This window comes from Exiguobacterium sp. R-39 (genome assembly GCF_049942815.1).
Taxonomy (GTDB): domain Bacteria; phylum Bacillota; class Bacilli; order Exiguobacteriales; family Exiguobacteriaceae; genus Exiguobacterium_A.
The window spans coordinates 320,730-339,626 of the sequence record NZ_CP187965.1; the positions used below are offsets into that span (position 1 = coordinate 320,730).

Below are 18,897 nucleotides of genomic sequence, written 5' to 3' on the forward strand. Positions count from 1 at the left end.
GAATAGCATGCTGTATTTAGACAACAGTGCAACAACACCAACGCATCAAGAAGTGGTGGATGCGATGCTACCTTATTGGACAGATGTCTTTGGTAACCCTTCTAGTAAATATTACTCTCAAGCTGTTGATGCAAAATTAGCGGTAGATCGAGCTAGACAAGCTGTGGCAGAACTAGTAAATAGTAAAGCTGATGAAGTGATTTTTACAAGCGGAGCAACCGAGAGTAACAACTTTTTATTAAAAGGAATTGCAATGTCGCACTCTAATCGCGGTAATCGAATTATATCGAGTACTGTAGAACATCCGTCTGTACTAGAAACACTTCGATATCTTGAGACTCAAGGATTCGATGTCGTATATCTTTCAGTAGATTCATTCGGAAGAATTGATTTGAAGGATTTAAAAGAAGCTCTACTAGAAAAGCCAACCGTACTTGTAACACTTTTATGGGGTAATAATGAACTAGGTTCATTAAATCCGATTAAAGAGGCATCTGAACTCGCAAATCAACATGGCTCTTTTTTTCATACAGATGCTACTCAAGTAATTGGAAAAGTGAGAGTTAATTTAGATGAATTACCATACGTGCAGCTACTATCAGTATCAGCACATAAATTTTATGGACCTAAAGGAATTGGTGCAGCAATCGTTCGGAAAGACGACATGGGTTTGTCTTTGAAGATAACTCCTCTTTTACATGGAGGTGCCCAGGAGAATGGTTATCGTAGTGGAACGCATGCAGTTCCATTAATTGTAGGAATGGGAAAGGCAGCAGAAATAGCTTATTCAAGATTAGATGAAAATCTCCAGCAATTATCAAGACTTGAAGGTAGACTCAGAAGCTTATTAATTCAACAATTTGGTGATGTCATCCATTTTAATAACGATGAAAAAAATAAAATCCCTGGAATTTTAAGCGTTCAATTCAAAGGTTTAAACAATGAGATCCTTTGTAAAGAACTTGCACCAGTTATGGCGGTTTCAACTGGATCTGCATGTAGTTCAAGTAAGCCAAGTCACGTACTTCAAGAAATTGGATGTTCTATGGAACAATTGCGTTCAACTATTCGTTTCTCGCTTTCTCCGTATCAATCAGAAAAAGAGTTAGATGTCTTTTTAGAGTTATAAAAAATCAGCATCGGTTTATCCGATGCTGATTTTTGTTAAAGAGTATGAAGAGATTCGAGTAAGTCCTCTTTTTTTATATCACTTGTAATTTTATCGATTTGCTCTTTGATTTGCTGAATCGGTTGAAGAATACCTCTAATTCCAAAGGCTTCTGGTAAATGAACCAGTGTATAGTCTTCACCTTTAACGAGAGAAGCATTAGGAACATCTTGTTTAAAGGAAATGATAATTCCGTCTCCAAGATGTGATTCAAGTGAATCATCAATTTTAAAGTCTCCTTTGAGCAACGACGTAATGACTGGTTGACGATGTTTTTCAAAATCATAATTATCTCGTTCTGGCCAAAGATCACTTTCATGAATCTTTTTGGCATTTGTCAAAAAGAGTTGCGCAAAAAAGAGACGATAATAATCATTTTCAAAAGTATCATCGGCACGATTATAAAGGTTAGTACGGAATAAATCTTTTGTATGCTGAATTTGCTCAATCGCTTTTTTGATCACACTGTCATTGTTAATACCAATTTTCACTTCAACTGGTAAAAAATGAAGCTTAAGTCCACATATAGATTCTTCAAGACCAATTAGAAGTAAATCGTCAGAATGAGCACCGGATTGATTTAGCGATTTGGCTGAGAACATACTATCACGCGTAAATCCAGCAGCACCTGAAACTCGAAGAACCTCTTCAAGCGAAATAGGAACCCATGTAATGGATGGATGATCAAATAGGGCGAGTGCATATCGAGCAGCTGAGAGAATACTAAATTTTTCTCGACTGAATTGATTACGATTTTCAGGGTTCTCAATTCCTTTTTTTATCATTTTAAGAAGCCACTCACCGTTAATTGTATTAAAGGCTTTAATAGCCTGTACAATGTGTTGATCAGTAGGTTCATGATGAATCATTGGATTCGCCTTAAAAAACTCTTTTACAATCGATTGATATTGACCTGATTTATTGGTAACTGTGATAGCATCGTAACGGAATGATGAAGTGTATTGGTCGCTATAATGAATGACAAGTAAGTCTTGATCTGCATTTTTGTTTCCATGAAAGTATCCTAAATCGACTGTAGGCTCAATAAAGGTTACCCAATGAGATTGTTCATAAATTTCATTAAAAGTATCATCTGGTAAAACTTTCATGGAGGAGACTGCGACAGTTCCTTTTGAGTAAGGATTATTTCCTGCATCACGCATATTGAAATTAAATTCATTCACTGCAAATGCGACCTTTGCGAGTGTCTCTTGCTCTTCAATAGGATACAACTTTGTTCCAAATCCACTCAAATAAGAAGTTTTATTAATTGTGGCGGATAAAGTAGAGTAGAGACCGCCTAAGGCCATTCCAGTCTTCATATTATCTGCTCGATCTGGGTAAATACTTTCCTTTCCACGCATTTTGTAAAAACTGATGTGTGAATATTCAAATTTACTACTTTGATTGAATCGGTAAAACTTTAAGTGAGAACGAACAGTTTGAATTAAGTCCTCAAATAAATATTTACTACTTCTCTTCATTAACGACCGAAGATCATCAAATTGATGTTCAACATCATTGAAGAAATCATACTGCGAAAAATCATCCAAGTCTTTGTGCCCGGGTTCATAATGCTGATTATATAAACGGACTTCTACAGGTATCAAACGATCGATACCGAATTTTTCTATTTGTTTGAACATCCAGGAAACGATGCCTTTTAAAATCGTTTTTCCACTCGATAGCTCGATAACATTTAGCTTCAAAGGAGCTTTTGTTTCGGTATTAAATAAAAAGTTAAAATGGTTAATGAATTGATTCATTTTATCGAATATAACTTTATCCAAAAATTTTTCTGCATCGACAATAGCGAGTTCATCAATTGGTTTATACATAATCCATTCAGGAGCTACATTTTGACTTTCAGGCTTATACCACTGTTGATTTTTTCCGTCAGGCTGATAACTGAGTATTGGTAAAAGAGAATCAGGTCGCAATCGATTAATAATAGAGTAATTTATATGTGTACTCTTTAGCTGTTTATAGAGTTCAATTTGATAGGCAACATTTAATGGATGAAAGGGCGTCAAGAAAACTTGATTTTCATCAATTGAGTAAATAGTTCCTAGACGATCGGCACCCAGTCCGTCTTCCATTAATTTAGTATCTGAGCTGAGACTTTCAACAAAATGAGTGTAGGCGTTTAGATAAGGAATTGCTACGTTTAGATAATTTTCATCAATTTTTTCATAAAAGTGAATTCTGTTGTTTCCTTTAAAATAATTAATAAATCGATTGTATGCTTCTCGTAAAGGAAGATTTTGTACATCGTAATCTTCGCTAGAAAAAAGTTCTCCATTTTGAATAATACCAGTGAACATGCTTTCTTCAATCCAGCGAGTTTCGTAATGAATAAATTGACGGTATTCAGCATGGTCATAAAATTGTTCATTTCCAATGATTAGGCGTTTCCCTGAAACAATAACAGATGATGCTTTCTCTCGTTTCATTTGCCATAGTCGAATACCATTGATTGGATGAGGTTTGTTAGGCAAATCAGAAATTAATAATTCGACCGGATTAAATTCTTCAACTTGCAAATTTACTTTTAAAACTTGATTGCTATCCATTAAGTCAGGATCGAAAGAGAATGCTGCGTTCGTTTCCTTATGCACTTTAATCGTTTCTTTAGAACTCATTATAGTAAGTTCTTCAGGATGTGAAAAATTAGGATTTCCAATACGTATTTGACCTTCTGAATCTTCTAAAGAAACATAAGGACGATCATTTGTCCAACCATTAGAATAAGATGCTTTGTAATTAGAAATTAATTCTTCGTCAAAGGGAAGAATAGTTACATAGAAATTATTTTTTAAACTACCGACATGAGTGTATTCAGTATGAACATGTAAGGGTTGATGTTCTAGGTCATTTAAAAGAATTTTTAATTTTTTGCCACTATGTTCGTAAGATACACTTGCTTTACCTGAGATATTTTTAGATCTAGCTCCAGAAGATTTTACATTTTTAGGCATTTGATGATCCCCGTCAATATTAAATTCTAAAGTAAGAGTAATTTGTTCTAAAGCTTCTGGATTGAAAATAATTATATGGCGATGTTTCCGACCAGCGGCTGAACTATTTTTAGGTAGTTCCCAGAGACTCAATTTTTTATTATTCTGTTTAGCTGATGAATTTATCAGCTCGAATTTTTTCTTTGACTGTTCGATGTATGAATTAACTTGAGAATAGCTAAGATCTTTCCAATCTCTCCCCTTTAATTTTTTTTGACCCTCAAAAGTAAACTTTCGGTCGATAGCTTTTTCTATATTATAGATATGATAGTCTTGAACAATTTGATAAAGCTCTTGGTTTTCTTTAAGTCGTGTTTTAAGATTTTCTGTCCCAACATATTGAGTTAAGTCATCTTTAAAAAAACCTAACTTTTCGTAATCATCCGTTACAACCTTTCCTTTTGCTAAAATATCAAGAATAGATTCAAAGTCCATAAAGTTTACATTGCCAATATCGCCATGGTCTTCTATAAATTGAGTTAAGTAATAAGACATTAATGCTTGATCTGATTCGTTCAACAGTTTATGTTTTACATCGTTTTCTAAAGAATCGATAAGAGATCTTACATGAAGCGGCATTCCTTGTTTTTGTAAATTACGACTTCCACCCTCTACACTATCTAATTGTTGTGGAAGTAACATTAAAAGAGCTGTATGTTGCCAATGATCTCGTTGCTGACTAACTAGATTTCTAAGTGATACTAAATAATCAGCTGTAACAGAACAATCTTGGGCAGCCAAAATTAAATTTACATTTCCATACTTTATAGAATAAGATTGAAAAGTACTTTGATTTTCATTTTTATATTCAAAAGGACTTAAGAAATCTACAGATATTTTATTTTTTATAGATGTTAAAAATTGTGAGACTTCCTCTTGATGGTCAAATTGAATAAAAAATTTATCTCCACTGTTAGGCGGATTTTGAATAAAGTAGTTATTAACATGTATTGATAAATAATCATAAAATTGATTTGACATATTGTGCCTCCCCGCTATCACTCATTTTTATAAGTAAATTCATTTTTTCTAAAGTATTTTCAAACTCAATACGACTATATCGATCTAAGAAAATACCACGTTTTTCGAGTTCAATATACACATCTTGAAGGCGCATTTTTGAAGAACGAATTATTACTACAAGAAACATGGTCAAAATCTCTTGATTAATTGATAATACGTTACCATTTCTACCACGCTGTTTGACAAGACGAACTTTTGCTACTTCAGTAATACCACTTCCATATCGTTGCTGAGCTGAAGTATGAGAAGAAATTTCCATAGCATAAATTAACTGTTTGATTGAGTCTGAAAAGGTTTGACTTTTTTTAATCTTATGTTGGAGTTTAGAACTTTCAATGATGGAGTTTGTCTGCCTATCTATATCTTGAAGCCAATGCACTTTATCTTGGTTTGATAATTGATCAAATAGTGACTTGATAGTTGGAAAGTCCATCATCGTTTGAGACTCAATATTTTCTGTATTACAACTTAATTGAGCCAAAGTAAGCTGCGTGCTAAATAACTTATTAGACATTTCCTCCAGATATTTAAATCCTTTTCGAACAGCATCACGTCTACTGGCAACATTAGATTCCCAATCGAATGTAAAGTAGAGAGATTCAACGTTATTTTTTGTATAATCAGCATGGTCGAGCAAAGAGAGTTTAAGGACATTTTGACTTAATAAAAAGAAGGTATAGTAATAGACGACCAAGTCAGCGTATTTTATAAAAAAATCAGGATGATTTCTTAAAAATAATAAATCATTTGCAAATAAATCACCTATCCAAGGTAACTTATGATCAAAAGAAGAAGATTTTTTATCTGACGGTTCTAGTGTGGGTTTTAACTCAGAGAAAATATTTTGCAGAATATTATTTTGTTCATTTATTTTAAATAAATCTTTAAGTTCAGTATTTTCTTTGCACAAATCGTAAAGATAATCTGAAATTTTGAAAACTCGGCCTTTTATATCAGTACTTTCCAAATAAAGTAACATACTTGGATGTTGAAGTTGTTGTTTTGTTTCTCCAGTGGTTAAAAGCTCCTTTAATAAGGAAGTAAATTCATCGTGATCTCTAACCTCAATATTCATTTCATTTAGAATAGGCTCAAAATCTAATCCTTGATTTTCACCCCAATATTCAGCTTTAAATCCACTTATTAAGCGAGAAAAAGATGCAAATTCACTTATCCAATGTTCTTTAAATACTTCATCAGTTTTCGCTTTATTAACATTGGTATTGAAAGGGAAAATTTGGTGAAAACCTTTAAATTCTCTTTTTTTTCCTATAATAACTTTTTTCTCGATAACACCTCGTAGTAATTCCATATTATTCCTCCGCGGTTCCCATATGTTTAAAACTTCTTGTACCAAATCGATCTTGACTTAATAAATATGCTTGTTTAGAATCTTCCGTTACAATCATTATTTCTGATGGAGATGTACACATTTCGTGAATTTTTTCAGCAAATTCTAGAAATTTAATTGAGCGATGATCGTCATCTTTAGTAGGACGATAACCATCTTGAATATCCATAAATAATTGAAATAGTGGATAATCTATTTCTAGTTTAGCAAGGTTACGTTCATCACCCTTTTTATTAAAGTCTAAAAGTATGATTGAACTAAATTTACTTAGAATGGTTTCTGTACTAGATTTAATGTTTGATGGATTCCCCTCGATTTCCGCTTTAAATGCAATACGATGACGTTTAGTGATTTTTTTTGTATAAACGTAGAATGGTTTTGGAGATCCAAACCACTTATAATAAGCGGAACTACTGATTTCATATAAGGGCTGTAAACGACGCGTATCGCCTTTGTTATATTGGTAGAGAAATTGTAAATAATTTTGATAAACCGAATCCATAATTTTTTTGGAGAATACTGGATTGCTCAAGACCATTAGTCGAATGAGCTGACCCGTCCATTCTTGTATATTGTCTACTTGATCTGGAGAATAAAAAGATTGAGTATTTTCGTCAAGGTGCTCTATAATTTCATCAACTTCTCCTCCGGTATAAAGAGAAAGGAAGAGGTTATCGATTTCACGATGACGTGTTCTCAACGGATCAAGCTTAGCAATTTGATTTAGTAAACTGGAACGTTCTGGACGATTGAATAATTGTTCCGGTAAACCGTATTTAAGCATGCTTAATGGCTTAACAGTTATGTGCTTTAATTCACTCCAATTAATTGGTATTAATAAATCAGAAATTAGATTGAAAAAGTTACGTACTGAGATTAAAACATGATGTTTAACAATCAGCTCAATTAAAACTTGTACAATTTGATCTTGGATATTTTTTTGGCTTAGTAATGCATAATTACGATGCAAAATTGTATCAACTTTATTTTCTCGATCTATTCGATAGGCATCATAAAAAGGATTATTTGGAGTATCAGAACAAATTTTTTCAAGTAATATTGAATAAAAAGTTGACTTTGGACCGTTCTCTGTTAATTCGTAAGGTTGGTAGCTTAAAAAATTAAATAACGTAAATGATTGTGAGGGAACGTTTGAAGTATTTCCTGGTTTAAGTACATTCGTTTGATCTACAAATTTTTTGAGTGATGAATAAGTATATTCAGAGTCTTCATTTGAATAATCAAGAAATTTAGCAAGCATTCCAATATTGATTGCAAGAATCATTTTCGAAGAATTTACATTATCGTGTAAACGTTGATCAGAAAAATCATTAAGGCGTTCTGATAGTGTTTCTACAGCAGTTTTGGTGGGATCAAAACTTTCTGTAGCATCATTATAAATCGTATAATCAGAAAGAAGCTCAGGATATTTTTTCTGAACGTAACTTAATAAATGAGATTTACCATCACCTACATTTCCACATAGTAAAATAAGTTGTTTTTCAGAAGTTTTCTTTAATTTCTCAACAAGTTCTAATTGGATTTTACGATCAACGTGCAAATAATCACTGAGTTCTCCTAAAGGATCATTACCATTCTCTACGGCATCTTTAGATGTTTCTTGTAAACGAGAAATATAGGTATAAAGGTAATTATCTTGAACATCATTATTTAAATAACGAATAGCAGGACGTTTTGCTTCTACAAGAGATGGAATATTTTTGGGAAGTTCTACAGGTGCAACAGTCAAACCATTTTCGTCAAGTAGTTTCATCAAGATATCTTTTATACTTTTCTCATCCATTTGAGGTGATGCCAAAGTAGGGATGGTAGGTAAAGTATAGTGAGGAAGATTAGGTACATCAAAGTGTCGAGTCACATAGTCTACTGCAATATCAAACATTGCTTTATGAACGCGAGTCAAATGAACACTGCTCTCTGTGGAAGAATTATGAGCAGCGTTATTTCCAAGTTTTCTTACATAATGTAAATCATCAATTGATTTACTTGAAAGAACATGTGCGCCTTGAATTAAACGAATCATTTCTATCAAAGAAATAGTACTTTTAGTTAGTTTATCTCTCCACATCATATCCTTCGCAAGTTCTTCAATAAACTTACGTGAGTATGTTAACGCTGCATCGGGGTCAATGTGATACTGTCTCTCCATATCAAGTGCTAATGCAAATGCATCTTCATTGTATTCTTTTAAAAAATCAAAAGTACTTTCACTCATATTACTTACTCCTTATATAAAAATGAATTTATTATTTACAGGGACTAACAATAGAAAAAATAACAATTATTTGCTAAAAAGATTACAATCAAAGTATAACAAAAATTTTCTTTCTGATGATGGAGTTGAGAAAATTATGCAACCTAAGTCTTATGAAATTCCAAAATGGTTAAATCTTCATCCCTATCAAAGTCAAGCCATAAAGAGTTGGGAAGAGAATAATTATAAAGGATTATTTGAAATGGCTACTGGTACAGGAAAAACGCTGACAGCGCTATCAGCTGCTAATAGATTATTTAATAATAAAAAGCGCTTAGCAATTATTATAGTTTGTCCATTAATTGATTTAGTGGATCAGTGGGCGAAAAACGCCATTGAATTTGGTCTACAACCAATACGTATTTATCAAAATCGAAGTCAATGGTTTGATTTAACTAGTAGTGAAATCACTCAATACAATATCGGTAATCAAGACGTGTTGTGTTTCATTACCACCATGCAGACTCTAAAGATGTCAAAAGATGTTCAACTCCAGCTAAAAAGACTTTCAACACAGAGTCTAATTATTGTCGATGAGGCTCATAATATTGGAACATCAAGATCAATTAATTCATTACCAAATCATTTTAAATATCGTCTCGCATTGTCTGCGACGCCCCGTCGATGGAACGATGATGAAGGAACGGAAGCTATTTTTTCGTATTTTGGAGGCGAACCTATTTTTAAATATGAATTGAGTGATGCTATTCAGGCGGGGTATTTAACGCCATATTACTATCATCCACATATTGTAGTGTTAACTGAAAATGAGCGCGAGGAGTACATGGTATTGAGTAAAAAAATCGCGAAATTGTTTGCTGCACAAGGCGATGATCATAAAAATGAATATTTAGAGCAACTTTTAATTAAACGTGCTCGTTTAGTTAATAGTGCTGAGAATAAGGAAGAGTTGCTTGAAAAACTTTTAAAAGAGCAAAAAGATGCAGGAGAATTAAGGCATACTATAGTTTATTGTGGTGACCAAAAGAAAGAAGGAGAACGACAAGTAGATCGACTGATTCAAATGATGGGTAAACGATTAGGGATTTATAGTAGCAGTTATACATCTCAAGAAGATAATAAGCAAAGACGTGAATTGTTGAATCAATTTGATAATGGAGATATCGAAATATTAGTTGCCATTAGATGCTTAGACGAAGGCGTTGATATTCCTAATACTCGAACTGCCTATATTTTAGCTAGTAGCTCAAATCCAAAAGAATTTATCCAACGAAGAGGACGAGTATTGAGAAAAGCAAAAGGTAAAGAGTTTGCTATTTTACATGATTTTATTGTTATTTCTCAGGAAATTTCAGATACAAATCAGTTGTCAGATACAGATTTTAATATTGAACGAGGATTACTAGAAAAGGAATTGAAGAGAGTTCAAGAATTTGCTTCGCTTGCCATTAATGGTCCTAAAGCTTCGCAATCGTTACTAGGATTAAAAAATCTTTATAATTTACAACATTTATAAGAGAAGAGGAAATGTATATGAGAGAATCAAAAACTTTACAGGATGTGTTGGAGGAGGAACTCGAGAGTTTTACAAGGGAAGAAAGAATAGTGTTTTCAAAGATATTAAATCTTGAAGATGCTTTTCAAAGTACTAAAAGTGGAATGAGTAAAGAAATTGTTGAAGAGATCACACGTCTTATGAAAGGATTGTACAGCTAATGATTATAAAGGAATTAATATTAAACAATTTTCGGCAGTATTATGGGCAACAGTCTATAAGTTTTGCAAATGGGAAAGATAATAATGTAACCGTTATTCATGGTGAAAATGGGTCAGGGAAAACAGCTTTAATTAACGCTTTTTTATGGGTGCTATACGGTAAGCCACTAAATTTACCAAATCCTCATGAAGTGATTAATAAAAGGTTTCTTAGAGAATCTTCTTTGGAAGAACTAGCTGAGATAAAGACTTCAGTAAAACTCTATTTTGAAGATGGAAATCATCAGTTTGAAATCGAACGATTTTTAAGTTACAAGTTTGATAATGGTATATATATTTCATCAAAAAAGACAGATGTACTTTTAAAGAAGATTAACGAATTAGGGGAAAGTGAAATAATAAAAAGTGTGTCCGATACAATCGATAAAATCATTCCGCAAAAACTAAGTTCTTTCTTCTTTTTTGATGGAGAAAGAATTGATAACTTAGGTAAACAAAGATCTAAAACTGAAATTAAAGATTCAATTAAATTAATGATGGGCCTTGATTTATTCATGTCTGCACAAAAACATTTTCAAACAGTGAAAAGAAATTTTCAAGATGAGCTAGCTAAAAAAAATGGTGGAGAATATGAAGAACTAATAAATAAAAGAAATGTTCTCCACGAGGATAAAGAAATTCTAGGAAAAAAGCTTTCAGATACTCGAGATAACGTTATAGCATTACAAGAAGAGATTAAAGCGGTCGATGAAAAGCTTCAAGCGGATGCGGAAATTGGTGCATTACAAATTGAATACGATTTAAAGAAAAAAGAGCTTGAACGATTAAAGAAAGCTCTAATTTTAATAGAAAATGAATTAGGAAAATTACTAAGTAATCATGGTCACCTTATTTTAGCGCTCCCGCTTATTAATAAAATTGAAGAAAAGTCTGAGAATGATGATCGAATTGAGTCTTATATTGATAAAGAGTTATTAGAAAGATTAGAAAAAGAAAAATATTGTATTTGCGGTCGACCGATTTCAGAACATGAAAAAGATCATCTTATTCACTTAAGAAAATCAGCTGTTTATTCACAAAATTATGGTATTCAGGTACTGAATAAACAAATGAGTAATATAAAAGAAAAAAGAAAAAGTATATTTGATCAAGTCAGTGCCTATTCAAAGCAAAGAAATCAGCAGTTAAAAGATATCGTGACAGTTCAACAAGAAATTGCTGAACTTAATTTCAATAAAGAATCAAAAAAAAATCCGAAAATAGTAGATTTACAAAATAAATTTACTCAACTTGAAAATTCAATTCAAGAACAAAAAGCGTTAATTATATACTACGAAAAACAACGTGAAGAATTAAATACAAAAGCAGATCTATTTGAAAAACAAATTGTAAAAAAAGAGAGAGAAAACTTAAGAGAGTTAAATCTTCAAAACAGCTTAAATACGACAATTAAATTTGAGAGGGTCATCAACCGTCTTTTAGAATTTCAAGAGGATGATGTGCGTAAGCGCTTAGCTCTTCAAATAAAGGAAGTATTCTCGAAATTTTTACGAAAAAATTATAATGTAACAATGACTGATGATTATGAATTAATTGTTACAGATAATAGTCATGAAGAAGTAGGAATGTCGCAAGGTGAAGGACAGTTGACTAGTCTTGCCTTTATTGGTGCTATTGTCGATATGCAGCGTAAAAAATCTGAAAAGCCAAATGGTGATGTTCAAATAAAAGGTGCAAATATGAGGGCGGTATACCCATTAGTAATGGACTCACCATTTGGAGCATTAGATGACGATCATAGAAATCGAGTGGCAGAAGGTATTCATCAATTGTCAGATCAGGTTATTGTGATCGTTTCGACTTCTCAGTGGAATGGTGAAGTAGAGGGTCAGCTTAATAAGCATGCCGGTAAAGAGTATACATTACGCTATATTGAGGATAATAATTTAGAATTTACTCAGATAGTGGAAGGGAAGATTTGATATGCGGTTATCACGCAATCTAGAGCAACAATATGAATATGATGAGTTACATCGCGAAGGAGAATTTGGTTTCTTTAGTACATTTAAAGATATTTTTATGGCAGGACTAGTAATCGGAATTGAATTGAGAGTAATGATATCTTTCAAAAGAGGAAAAAATGCAGAAGCTTTTAATGAGTCTGTTTTTTCTAATGATGATGAACTACTGATAAATTCGATTTTATATAACGAATTTGGTGAGATTGAAATAGGAAAAGAAGAAATTCAAAAAATTGAGAACTACGCCGCAGGTGGAGTGTCATATTTATTTGATACTTTAGTTAAAAATAGTGGAAGTAACGCGATTGATCAATATATAGAACTATTATTTAACTTTAAAGATGAGGAGTCGTATGAAAAATTTTCGGACCTCTCACTTACGAAAAAAATCCATGTAGACTATTTTTGAAGACCAAATAAAAACTAAAGGGAGAATAAGATGTCTGATATAGGTATGGAAGAACTAGATCAATGTTATGTAATACAAACATCATTTGATTCATCAGTAAGTTTATTTGTAGTAGATGATAGTATTTTTGAAGGGAAAATTTTAGATGGAACTCTTGAAAATGCAACAAGATTTGAAAGCATTCAAGAAGCTGAAGAATTTTTAAATGAAATGAAAAGAAATCACATCACAGGTGAAATAAAAACTGCTCGATTATATATATCTGTTGATTAATGATAAAAAACAAAACCTTTCTAAAGTCGACTGATTACTTAAGTCAGTCTTACAGAAGAAAGGTGTTGTTATGTTTTAGTTTAATTGTCAGACGTATTTTATCAAACCTGGTTTTATCTCCATCTCCTCAAGCGTTGTCCACAACGATTCCATAGATCGATCAGCATCTTGATAGAAGTGACGACCACGGACACGCCAGAAGTTCCAACCCGCTCGCTCCAAGACTTTTTGTCGGAACATGTCTGCTTCATATGCATCTGGTCCGTGCCAACGTTCACCATCACATTCGACAGCAAGTCGGTTGTGTTCCCCTTCGACGACAAGGTCGATCCGGTAGCCGTTGACTTGGACTTGAGGCGTGACGAAGTATCCGCGAGCGACCAGGCGGCGGTAGACGGCTTCTTCAAATGGTGAGTCGAAGCGATGCTTGACGCTCTCGAAGGAAGCTTGGTCACCGAGTGGGTTTTGACAATAACCGAGCAACTTATAGCGCATGCAGTTGCTGTTGCCGATGTCGCTTAATGAGACCGAATGGAACAGAGTCATTTGATCACGAGCCCGGCTCGCGGCAACATTAAAGCGCTGGCTATCGGTTTCTTTTGTCATCGCCATGAAGCGCTTATTCGGAGCGACGACCATCGAGAGTAGCATGACGTCACGCTCGTCTCCTTGGAAAGTGTAGGCATCCCCGAAGCGGACTTGATGCTGCATCAACGTCTCGATCCCGATTTCGGCCGTCGCAATCCGTTCGATCTGATTGGCCTGGGCATTTCCGAGTAAAGAAACGACCCCGAACGTCCGGTTTTGATAAAGCGGATCTTGCATCATGCGTTTCAGTTCAGCGACGATAGCACGTGCTTCCGGTAAGTTCACTTTGTCGATCGTCGTCTCGTCGACATATCCATCACGAACAAAATGATTTTTGACGGCCGGATTTAGTCGTTCAGCACGTTGAGGCAAGCGGAGCGGGACAATCGTTCCGTCGTAGACGTGAGCATTGCTGAAGCCAATGATTTCCGGCACACAGCGGAAGTGTTCTCGTAAGCCGACTTTCGTACTGAACTTGACGGAGGCTAGGGAATAGAGACTACTTGTTCCATCGAACAAGGTCATCGTCGAGTCATCTCCGAAATAGGTTTTCCGTTTTTCTTCGACATTGTCCCGGTTATCGAAACTCGTTGGACTTATCTGTCGGTCATCCCCGACGATGATCGCTTTTCGAGCCCGTGACAGGAGCGAAATCGCATCCATCGTACTTTGCGAACTTTCATCAAAGATGATGACATCGAAAAGATCGCTCGCGGCCTTAAACGATTCAAGGACACGGTTGACCGGCATAATCCAGACGGGAATCGCGTCTTGAGCCTGCATCATTTGTTTGGCGGCTTCTTTCCGGTAACGTGGTGCATGTTTACCCGTTCCTTTTCCGACTTTTCGAATCAAGGTCGCCCAACTATTAAGCTGTTCTTGTTTCGAAGGCGTCATCCGTTTGAGCTGCTCTTTCCAAGCGAGTGTCGCACAGAGACGAGCGACGGTCTGTCCTTCTTCTTGCTCAAGACGATGGAGATGCTCGCGTTCGTCTGCATCACTCAAAGCTTCAAGTCGACTCTTGACGTAGGCAAGGTGCCACGCATCACGAAGTTCAAGCGCATGAAACGTTGGAGCACTGTTCGTTCGTAATGCCGTAACCCAGTTCGGGGCAGCCTGTTCCAAGATCTTACTGAGGGTTTGTAGACGACTTGCTCGGTGCTCATTCGTTTCGAGGAGTCGTAATTCTTCATAAAGTACTGTATAGCGAGTAACATCCCAATCACGAATCGCTTGCTGCAACTGAATGGTGATGGGATGGGTGAGTTCTGCTACATCGAGTAAAGATAACCAGGTTTGCTGTTGCTCATGCAGTTCGTCTAGAAGTTTCAGTTCAAAGAGTGCTTCTAGGGCATTCGTTTGAAGTCCAAGCCACTCTGATTCATACGTGAAGTCATGATTTTCATAACTTGCGTGTAATGGACGGAGGACTTGCGTAAAGTGTTGCATGATACTGTCAAGTTGGCGGAAAACATCGAGCGCTTTTCGGTACGTCGTTAAAGGATCAATCGGAATTTCAATTGAATGGTGTTCAAAACGATGCTTAAACGTCCGCTCGAGTTTCCGAAGTGATTCCGTATACGTCAACTGTTGCAAGAGTAACGTAACATCTGCGGCACTCGCCATCTTCTTCCCGTCAATCGTCACTTCATCTAAAAGAAGGGTGTATTTTTTTCGTTTTGTCCATTTAAAGAACATCCCATCGACCTTGTTTGCTTCAAACAGGGGCAAGAGTTCCGTTGCGAGTACAGATACATCTTGATCCGTTGTCGGAAGAGCGAAATCATGCAACGAAACGGTCCGCTCGAGTTGTTCGATCTCAAGAAGTGTCTGTTCGAACATCAACCGATCTTGCTCGAGCTCATCGAAATCAGAAGGATGCGCCAGCCAATGACGATATAAGGCAAGTGTCCAGTCTTCAAGGTTCGTATATTGCCGAATGGACTGCTGGAGCCAGTCGAGTAGTTGATGTTTGGTCTCATCCGACGCAGATTTCATCCATGCAACTGGTAACGCAGTCGGTTTGATGAGTCGGAGTGCTGTTACTTCAGCGACAAGTTCTTCGAAGATCAGGGGTTCCGCAAACGCCGTCCGTGTTGGTCGGCGACCGAGAATCTTGAGTTCGGCAAGTGCTTCTTGATCCTGCATCAATTCATACAGTTCCTGAATATCGACAGCACTCATCGGTGCTTCTTCAGACAAAAGCGGCGTCGGAATCTGTGTCGAAATCGTGGATTGACTCATCCATTTTGCCCACTCGAGTGGCGTCTTCGTTTCTTGACCAATCGTCAGACCGTCGTGTTCGATAATGGCTTGATCAAGCATCAGCCGACGCGTCGACGCAATTTCGCGACGGATCGTTTCGAGATGATTCCGAATCGTTGTGGCATTTTCTTCTAGTTCTTCAGCTGACGTCTTATTCAAATAGCTTGAGATACCATGTAAAGATGTTTCCGTTTGTTTAATCGTCTTGGAATCAGCGCCTAAAACAGAGACCGCCAGTTCACGGATTTCAGCAGGCAATTTATCGCGAAGGACCGTTAAGGCATGTTCTTTTTCACTTGTGACAAGGACTCGTTTCCCGTGAGCGAGAAGGTGCGAAATCAAGTTGGAAATCGTGTGGCTTTTTCCGGTACCCGGCGGCCCTTGAACGACGACACCTGCATTATTACTTAACTGCTGAAGAATTCGTTTTTGTTCTTCATTGTAAGGAAGCGGGAATAAGATTTCTTCGCCGACAGCCTGCCACTCGGTACGGTCTTGTTGATCCAGGGAAGCAATTGCTGCATCATCTGAAGTAAAGAACTGTTCGAGCGCAGGTGACAACGGTAAGTCTTGCTCGATCGCTTCCGCAAGATGTTCATGCTCTTCGACCCAACTGTGATTGGATTTTGGACGCCGATAAAGGCGGACACCTGGCATGACGTAAACGTCAGCTTCTTGTGCATAAGCATGGTCCGCATGTAACAGCCGAAGGACTTGTTCGCTTCGTTCTTGGAGTTGCATTTCGTCCCAAGGGTTAAAGTCGAAGGCGTGGTCTTCCTTAAAATCGAGCTCGTATTCCGAGAGCTCTGCTTTCATCCAGACACTGTCCCAGTTCAACATATCTAACTCAAGTTTCGGAAGTGTTGGTGTCGTTTCAATACGGAACACACTTTTTTCAGTATCAAACTCAATGACAGCTGGACGGATGAACAGTGGTCGTTGAATGGATTGTGTTGGCCAGTGCAGTTGACCGAAGGACCAAACGATTTCATGGGTATCATTATCAGTCGTTTGGAACTGATACATCCGGTACATCAAGTCATAGAGTGATTGTGCCTTTTCATGTTGACGTTTTTTCTCTTTCCAGTCACGAATAGCTAATTCGTAGGTTGTCCAAACTGATGTTAATTCTTCTGGGAGAGAGGCCTTTGGCGTAACGTCGTCACCGGTCGTCACAGTCCATTCGCTTAATTTACTCGGGAGGGCAGGACGATCCATCGTGAAGGCAGGATGAAACTTCACTTCGACGATGGTTTGCTGACTTTCATCGCTTGTTGAAGTGACGTTCGGAAAGTTCATCGTCGTCTCATCTAAAATCGTTGTATACGTTTTGGTATCTCGTTGTGTTTTCAAACCAAGCTTCTTGACGGAAGCCATGAATTGAAAAAGGTTGATTGCTTTTGAACGGGTAGTGCTCATTGCTAGGTAGCTCCTTATTATGTAAATTTAAAAGTTAGGAAATTAGAGGTGGTTTATTGAAAAACGAAGTGCTTAATTCCTAGTTTTTAGGACACTATTAGTATACAAGGAAACAGGATGAAGAGAATAGTAGGGAGTAGAAAAAAGACTTTCCGAAGTAAAGTTCGAAAAGTCAATCCAGGGAGAGTGTGACTTCAGTATCGGCAGAAGAATCAACAGGGTTACCTGTAGCTGGATCGGTCGGTAAACCAATCAGAAGATCAAATGAATCGAGAGTATCTGCAGCTTCCTCCATGAAAACATAGTAGCTACCTCGATCTTTCGTACCTGAGCGAAGGAGTGGAAGGTCCGTGTTTGGATCGTAGCTTCGATTTAACGTAAACTTTCCGACGGGACTATACTCATTTGTTCTATTGTTGATAAATGTACTAGCAAAAGAATAGTAGTAGTCTTGTGGGGTATCATTTTGAACAGTCACAGATACTTTCAAAACAGAGGTAGGTTCGGCATCAAACATGAATTTCTTTACGAATGGTTCATAGGCAGTGACTTCACCAACTTCAATTTGATTGATTTCATAAAAGAAGTTTGGAGCAAGTTCGATTTTTTCATTAACATTTTGAAGGTTTACCGGGGTATAGGAAGCGTAGTACTTTTTAGTTTGATCATAGACTTTTTCTTCTGGGGCTTCTGCTGTATCGTCTGAAGTTTCTTGTACAGGTTCATCTTCTGTCTCTTCTATGATAGGTTCCTCGACAGGTTCTTCAGAAACTGTTTCATTTTCAGTGTCGGCATCAGTATTGGTAGAAGCGGGAGCTACGGTTGATTCTGAGTTCGTTGCAGGAGGAACAGATGAAATAACTTCATATGAAACTACTATGAATAAGATTCCAAAAGGTAATGCATATTTCCAAATACGAGGTAAATCTTGATAGGAGGGGTGTTTTAATAAAAACAATCCGCCGACAAAAACGCTAATGATACCAATGCAGAGTACGATATAGAATACATTTTCAAAATGAAACAGAGTCGAGAATGCCGTTAGTAAGTACAGAAGAAATAAAATGGCTACAGGGATGACAATCTGTCGGTAGAGACGGCGTTTCGAATATTTATAGAGACAGTAAAAAATCCATAAAGACAAACAGAAAATTGTTAAAAATAAGAAAGGAAGCAGTATGATTTCGAATTGACCGTTTTGACGATAGAGGACATAACTATTCAAGAGTGATGTTAGAAATAGAAGGCTACTTAACCAGACTAAAAGATTCGCGTCAGGCAATTTTTCAGGAGGTCGCTCACTTTTGACGACTTGCAGGCGATAAATGATAGTGGCAACGAGAATCGCTAAAGATATGGAATGCAAAATCTGAACTAGGTACTGCATGCTAATCTCCTTTCTATACGGAAA

Annotated in this window: 11 protein-coding genes; 6 read left to right on the forward strand and 5 right to left on the reverse strand. The window is 36.3% G+C overall.

Features of this window, described 5'->3' with window-relative positions:
• The first annotated feature begins 7 nt into the window (after positions 1-7).
• Positions 8-1,129 carry a cysteine desulfurase family protein gene (locus ACP26N_RS01790; RefSeq protein ID WP_426354578.1) on the forward strand — a complete coding sequence of 374 codons (1,122 nt, stop codon included), beginning with the start codon at positions 8-10 and terminating at the stop codon, positions 1,127-1,129.
• A 35-nt stretch (positions 1,130-1,164) separates the two neighbouring features.
• Here ACP26N_RS01790 and dptH read toward each other — a convergent pair whose 3' ends face one another.
• The 3 genes from dptH to dptF are packed head-to-tail and all read right to left on the reverse strand — an operon-like array spanning position 1,165 to position 8,795.
• The gene (gene dptH / locus ACP26N_RS01795) at positions 1,165-5,166 is read right to left on the reverse strand and encodes a DNA phosphorothioation-dependent restriction protein DptH (RefSeq protein ID WP_426354579.1); all 4,002 of its coding nucleotides are present in this window, start codon (positions 5,164-5,166) and stop codon (positions 1,165-1,167) included.
• Positions 5,147-6,520 carry a DNA phosphorothioation-dependent restriction protein DptG gene (dptG, locus tag ACP26N_RS01800; RefSeq protein WP_426354581.1) on the reverse strand — a complete coding sequence of 458 codons (1,374 nt, stop codon included), beginning with the start codon at positions 6,518-6,520 and terminating at the stop codon, positions 5,147-5,149. The genes dptH and dptG overlap by 20 nt, the downstream gene beginning before the upstream one ends.
• Before the next feature lies 1 nt (position 6,521).
• Positions 6,522-8,795, reverse strand: coding sequence for a DNA phosphorothioation-dependent restriction protein DptF (gene dptF, locus ACP26N_RS01805; protein ID WP_426354583.1), 2,274 nt, complete (start codon positions 8,793-8,795; stop codon positions 6,522-6,524).
• Between the two features lie 136 nt (positions 8,796-8,931).
• On the opposite strand from dptF, the gene ACP26N_RS01810 reads away from it, so the two are divergent.
• The 5 genes from ACP26N_RS01810 to ACP26N_RS01830 are packed head-to-tail and all read left to right on the forward strand — an operon-like array spanning position 8,932 to position 13,214.
• A complete protein-coding gene (locus ACP26N_RS01810; RefSeq protein WP_426354584.1) occupies positions 8,932-10,311 on the forward strand; it encodes a DEAD/DEAH box helicase family protein in 1,380 nt (459 codons plus the stop codon).
• 17 nt (positions 10,312-10,328) lie between these two features.
• Positions 10,329-10,511 (forward strand): hypothetical protein, encoded by a 183-nt coding sequence (locus ACP26N_RS01815; RefSeq protein ID WP_426354586.1) that lies wholly within the window; start codon positions 10,329-10,331, stop codon positions 10,509-10,511.
• A complete protein-coding gene (locus ACP26N_RS01820; protein WP_426354588.1) occupies positions 10,511-12,493 on the forward strand; it encodes a hypothetical protein in 1,983 nt (660 codons plus the stop codon). The genes ACP26N_RS01815 and ACP26N_RS01820 overlap by 1 nt, the downstream gene beginning before the upstream one ends.
• A 1-nt stretch (position 12,494) precedes the next feature.
• Positions 12,495-12,941: a hypothetical protein gene (locus tag ACP26N_RS01825; protein WP_426354590.1), complete on the forward strand. Its 447-nt coding sequence runs from the start codon at positions 12,495-12,497 to the stop codon at positions 12,939-12,941.
• A 30-nt stretch (positions 12,942-12,971) separates the two neighbouring features.
• Positions 12,972-13,214 (forward strand): hypothetical protein, encoded by a 243-nt coding sequence (locus ACP26N_RS01830; RefSeq protein ID WP_426354591.1) that lies wholly within the window; start codon positions 12,972-12,974, stop codon positions 13,212-13,214.
• Positions 13,215-13,301: 87 nt separating this feature from the next.
• Here the strand turns inward: ACP26N_RS01830 and ACP26N_RS01835 are convergent, their stop codons facing one another.
• Both ACP26N_RS01835 and ACP26N_RS01840 read right to left on the reverse strand, forming a co-directional pair.
• The gene (locus tag ACP26N_RS01835) at positions 13,302-17,486 is read right to left on the reverse strand and encodes an AAA domain-containing protein (RefSeq protein ID WP_426354593.1); all 4,185 of its coding nucleotides are present in this window, start codon (positions 17,484-17,486) and stop codon (positions 13,302-13,304) included.
• A 172-nt stretch (positions 17,487-17,658) separates the two neighbouring features.
• Positions 17,659-18,873: a hypothetical protein gene (locus ACP26N_RS01840; RefSeq protein ID WP_426354594.1), complete on the reverse strand. Its 1,215-nt coding sequence runs from the start codon at positions 18,871-18,873 to the stop codon at positions 17,659-17,661.
• Positions 18,874-18,897 lie beyond the last annotated feature (24 nt).